At 47.2% G+C, this 4,564-nt stretch carries 6 protein-coding genes; 5 read left to right on the forward strand and 1 reads right to left on the reverse strand.

The features are described from left to right. Window positions 1-19: 19 nt before the first annotated feature. Complete coding sequence (locus VIN66_RS04020; RefSeq protein ID WP_331922792.1) at window positions 20-1,222, reverse strand: EAL and HDOD domain-containing protein; 1,203 nt, start codon at window positions 1,220-1,222, stop codon at window positions 20-22. Window positions 1,223-1,416: 194 nt separating this feature from the next. On the opposite strand from VIN66_RS04020, the gene dusA reads away from it, so the two are divergent. From dusA to VIN66_RS04045, 5 genes are all read left to right on the forward strand, one after another. Beyond that, entirely contained in the window at window positions 1,417-2,409 is a 993-nt protein-coding gene (dusA, locus tag VIN66_RS04025; protein WP_331922793.1) for a tRNA dihydrouridine(20/20a) synthase DusA, read from the forward strand. 178 nt (window positions 2,410-2,587) lie between these two features. Then, on the forward strand, window positions 2,588-2,854 hold the full coding sequence (locus VIN66_RS04030) for a hypothetical protein (protein WP_331922794.1): 267 nt from the start codon (window positions 2,588-2,590) through the stop codon (window positions 2,852-2,854). A gap of 260 nt (window positions 2,855-3,114) precedes the next feature. Then, window positions 3,115-3,312 carry a PspC domain-containing protein gene (locus VIN66_RS04035; protein WP_331922795.1) on the forward strand — a complete coding sequence of 66 codons (198 nt, stop codon included), beginning with the start codon at window positions 3,115-3,117 and terminating at the stop codon, window positions 3,310-3,312. Window positions 3,313-3,392: 80 nt separating this feature from the next. Continuing rightward, complete coding sequence (locus VIN66_RS04040; RefSeq protein WP_331922796.1) at window positions 3,393-3,821, forward strand: copper chaperone PCu(A)C; 429 nt, start codon at window positions 3,393-3,395, stop codon at window positions 3,819-3,821. A gap of 9 nt (window positions 3,822-3,830) precedes the next feature. Continuing rightward, on the forward strand, window positions 3,831-4,564 hold a 734-nt coding region (locus VIN66_RS04045), incomplete at its 3' end, for a DUF2333 family protein (RefSeq protein WP_331922797.1).

A 4,564-nucleotide genomic window follows, 5' to 3' on the forward strand; every position in this document is an offset into this window, starting at 1 on the left:
ATACAGCAGAGCGGCTGTTCTAAGGCAGCTGCTCTTCTGCCCACTGTACTGCCGAGTTATAACACTGCGCGATAGAAATGTCCTCAGTGCTGGTCTGTGGAATACAGTCCTGCCAGTTACCTTTTTCGTAGTTATTCACCATCGTAAGAAAATTTGCCAGTAGCCCGCGATTGTCATTCAGGGCTTGCAGTATGTCATCAGACAGCGGCAGCTTGGCCGTGATCTTGGCCATCGGCATATCAAAAATGGCATCCAGCAACGATAATATACCGGTAAGAAAAGCGGCATCACTAAGTTGCGGATAGGCATTAATACACAGCAGCTCACAGAACCGGCCGCGTACCAGCGACAAGCGAGCCAGCTCCAAGGGTTTATTGTCGTTCATTTGTGTGACAAATAGCAGTGACATACACTTATAGAGTTCTTTTTTGCCCAGTAAAACAACAGCCCTCTTTATTGAATCGATGGGCTTTCCCCGCTTAAACCTTGCAGAATTTGCGTACTGCAGTAGCCGGAATGCCAACTGAACTTCATGCTCAAGCATTTTAGTTACTTTATCAAAGTCTGGTTCGGGCACCATCAGCGCCTGCATTAATTGCAACACAACCAACTGAGGAGCAGACAGTGTGCGGCTTTTCAAAACTTCAGGTTTGGCAAAAAAGTAGCCCTGAAAATAACTAAAACCCTGCGTTTTAAAATGCGCAAACTGCTCATGAGTTTCTACCCTTTCCGCCAGCAGTTTTATATGCGGGTAGGGTTGAATAGCTTTTATCAGCTCAGCTATATGCACATCACTTATTTGCTGTATATCGACCTTGATAACAGCAATGTAAGGAAAAAAACTGACCCAGTCCGGGTGTGGAATGTAGTCATCCAGCGCAATCTGATAACCTTGTTTATGCAGCTCAATACATTCTGCCAGCAATTTCTTGCCGGGACGCAACGTTTCCAGCACTTCAATCACCAACGTTTCTGTAGGTAGTAAGCTTGGATATTTTTTTACCAGACTGTCGAAAGTGAAGTTGATAAAGCACTTTTTGCCGGCTGTCAGATCATCCACTAAACCGCCGATAAAACTGCCATCAATCAGCCTGCTTGTCGCTTCATTCGGGCACACCTCGGGGAAGATATTCTCCTGGCTATCACGAAACAGCAGTTCGTAGGCAAACAGCGTGTTATCAGCATTGAAAATGGGTTGTCTTGCAACATAAAAATCCCGCATTCAGGCCTCACATATTTTACTTCGTCTGGCTGTAATTAAAGCAGAATTTTTCCACACCACAGTAAAACAAGATGCATTACGCCTGATAAGGTGAAATAAGCTGGTATAATGGCAGCTAGATAAGTCGACGTTGTATATCACGAGCGTCTGGTGCAAGGCTCAGACGGCTATTGATGCTAAAGGTAAAAACTGATTTGAGTAACATCACCCTGGACCATAAATTTTCCATTGCGCCGATGCTGGATTGGACTGATAAGCACTGCCGCTATTTTCACCGCTTGCTGACTCAGCATGCTGTGCTGTATACCGAGATGGTCACCACCGGTGCTATTTTACACGGCACCGGCGATTACCTGGATTTTAATCAGGAAGAACATCCGGTTGTACTTCAGCTCGGGGGCTCAGATCCTGTGCAAATGGCACAATGCGCCAAACTGGCGGAGCAGCGCGGATATGATGCGGTTAATATCAATGTTGGTTGCCCGTCAGACAGGGTGCAAAACGGTATGTTTGGTGCTTGTCTGATGGCTCAGCCCGCTTTAGTAGCTGATTGCATTAAAGCGATGCAGGATGCAGTCAGTATTCCCGTTACGGTGAAAACCCGCATTGGCATTGACGACTCTGATGATTATCAGTTCTTACAGGACTTCGTGCAGGCCGTCGCTGATGCCGGTTGTAAACAGCTGATTGTGCACGCCCGCAAAGCCTGGTTAAAAGGATTAAGCCCAAAAGAAAACCGGGAAGTGCCTCCACTTAACTATCAGCGCGTGCATCAGCTCAAACAGGAATTTCCACACCTGGATATCAGCTTAAACGGCGGCGTGAAAACCCTGCAGCAGGCAAAAGAGCAGTTAAATTATTTAGATGGCGTTATGGTTGGGCGTGAAGCATACAGCAACCCGATGTTATTAAGTGAAGTTGATCAGTTAATTTATGCTCAAACAGAAAGCCCGCGTACGGGACAGCAGGTCGTGCTCGACATGCTGCCGTACATTGAACTGCAAATGACACGTGGTGCGCGTTTATGGCATATCGTGCGTCACATGCTCGGTTTATTTCAGGGCATGCCAGGTGCCCGGCAATGGCGGCGTTTACTCAGTGAGCAAGGGCATTTGCCTGACGCTAAACCCGAACTGCTACTGCAGGCAATGGCTAAAATTCAGCTGGTTGATAAATTGACTATCTGACTGGTTAATTACACTATTTTTTAGTTTATTTACGAAGGCAAGCATATTCACTTATGCTTGCCTTTTTTATTTTATGTATATTTTTCAACAGTATATGTTTTGTTTTGTAAATGGCATAGCACTTGTAATAGGTATAGCGACGTTGTAGTACAGACTAACTAACTTCAAGGATATGAGCATGAAAACACTTACTGCAGTTGTTGTAACCGCCGGCCTGATAGCCGGTTTACATTCCACTACTGTTAATGCCGATGAGTTGTCAGCGCAGCTGCGCTCAGATACTCAGGCGCAATTGGTAGCTTTATCTGAACTCAATCAAATGCATGCCAGAGAAGCATTGCAAAAAACTGTGATTGATCTGATTGCCAAACAGACTGCGCAGCAGGATTTTGCAGCGTTAATTGCATATCAATTAAACCCATTACCTGTTCGCGAGGCGGAGTAAATTATGTTTGTCTCTTCAGCCTGGTTGTTGCTGGCTTATCTGAGCCCGGTGCTGAGTATTGTGCCGGTCATGTTGATATGGCAGTGCCTCAGCCCGCGGGTGGCGATGTGGCAGAAATAACGTTTCAGACATAAAACGGGGAAAGGTTTTTATGAGCTGGATAGGTAGCGAAATTTTAGCATTTGCAGCATTCAGTGTGCTGATTTTGATAGTAAAACAATACGCTCGCAAACATGACGGCAGCGCAGGAGATTAGATATATGGCCACTTATGACACCGACCGCTGGTACTGTGCAAGGGCGTACCGCAAAATCTCAGGAGTATGTGCAGGTTTAGCCGGTTATTATCAGCAGCCGCGTTGGCTTATCCGTTTACTGGCGGTGATTTTGCTGCTGATGTTTCCGTTGGCGGCGATAGTCGCGTATCTGGTTGCGGCAGCCGTGCTGCCAGATCGCTAAGCTGTTACCTCAAAAGTTACAGGCTGTGAACCAGATGAAACTGGTGTAAGATAACGCTGTGACTTTAAAGGAGAAACAGAATGAAATGGTTTTTTACTGCCTTACTGCTGCTAAGTGCGCCGCTATTTGCAGCTCCAGCTGTAGTAACCTTAGACAATGGGCAAATCCGTTTGCCAATGCCCGGCCGCTCTGTTAGCGCGGGGTATTTCACGCTGAACAACAGTTCTGAGCAGCAAATGGTATTGACGGCGGTAAGTAGTGATGCTTTTGGGCGCATTGAATTGCATCAGCATAGCCATAAAGATGGCATGATGCGGATGGAACAAATTGAACATATAGTGATCCCAGCCGGAGAAAGTGTTGAGCTTGCGCCGGGTGGTCTGCATCTGATGTTGTTTGAAGCACCGGGCACGCTACAGGTTGGTCAATCAATAGAGCTGATATTACACTTTGCTGATGGACAACAACTGGCAGCATCACTGCCGGTCGTGGCGATGCCAAAACGCTAAGGGGCAAAGATGTTAAATACAAAGTGGGTCAGCTCATTTTTGGGCTTGGTGCTAATTGTCATGTATCTGACAGGCTGGTGGGTCAGCCGTGAGCCCGATCTGCTGGTTGCTGAGATAAAGCAGAGTCGGCAACAGCTGGGAGATGCTGCTATTGTCGGTTACAGCACAACGACAGCCCTGATCAGGGTAAGTGAAACCCTGCTGGATAAGAATGGCGGCTATACAGCCAATGACATTATGCCCCCTTTTGTGATGCTGGATAACATGCCGGCATGGGAGTTGGGAGTGCTGGAAATGTCACGTGATTTAGCGCTGGCACTTCGCAAAGACTTTAGCCGCTCGCAGTCGCAGTCGACTGAAAACAGTTATCTTAAAGTTGCCCAGCCGATGTTCAACATAGACCATCGTAGTTGGGCTATTCCAAGTGCCGAATCAGAGTACCGCAAAGCTATAGCACAGCTATATCTGTACCGGTCTGAACTGATGGATCCAGCAAAACCTGACAGCCAGTTTTATGCCAGAGCAGATAATCTGCGTGACTGGCTTAAGGCGGTAGAGAAAAGGCTGGGCAGTTACTCGCAGCGTTTAAGTGCCAGCGTTGGGCAGGACAGAGTAAACACTGACCTGGCCGGTGACGCCTCTGCCCGACAGTCAACTGATTCGCCTGGCAGTAAAGTTATAAAAACCACCTGGTGGAAGCTCGATGATGAGTTTTACGAGGCTAGAGGTGCCAGTTGGGCGTT

It is taken from the genome of Rheinheimera sp., assembly GCF_036568245.1.
In the GTDB taxonomy this organism is placed as follows: domain Bacteria; phylum Pseudomonadota; class Gammaproteobacteria; order Enterobacterales; family Alteromonadaceae; genus Alishewanella.

Coding starts and splice junctions, on each gene's coding strand:
- VIN66_RS04020 (WP_331922792.1), bottom strand. CDS start 1,222: ATGCGGGATTTTTATGTTGCAAGACAACCCATTTTCAATGCTGATAAC.
- VIN66_RS04040 (WP_331922796.1), top strand. CDS start 3,393: ATGAAATGGTTTTTTACTGCCTTACTGCTGCTAAGTGCGCCGCTATTT.
- VIN66_RS04035 (WP_331922795.1), top strand. CDS start 3,115: ATGGCCACTTATGACACCGACCGCTGGTACTGTGCAAGGGCGTACCGC.
- VIN66_RS04030 (WP_331922794.1), top strand. CDS start 2,588: ATGAAAACACTTACTGCAGTTGTTGTAACCGCCGGCCTGATAGCCGGT.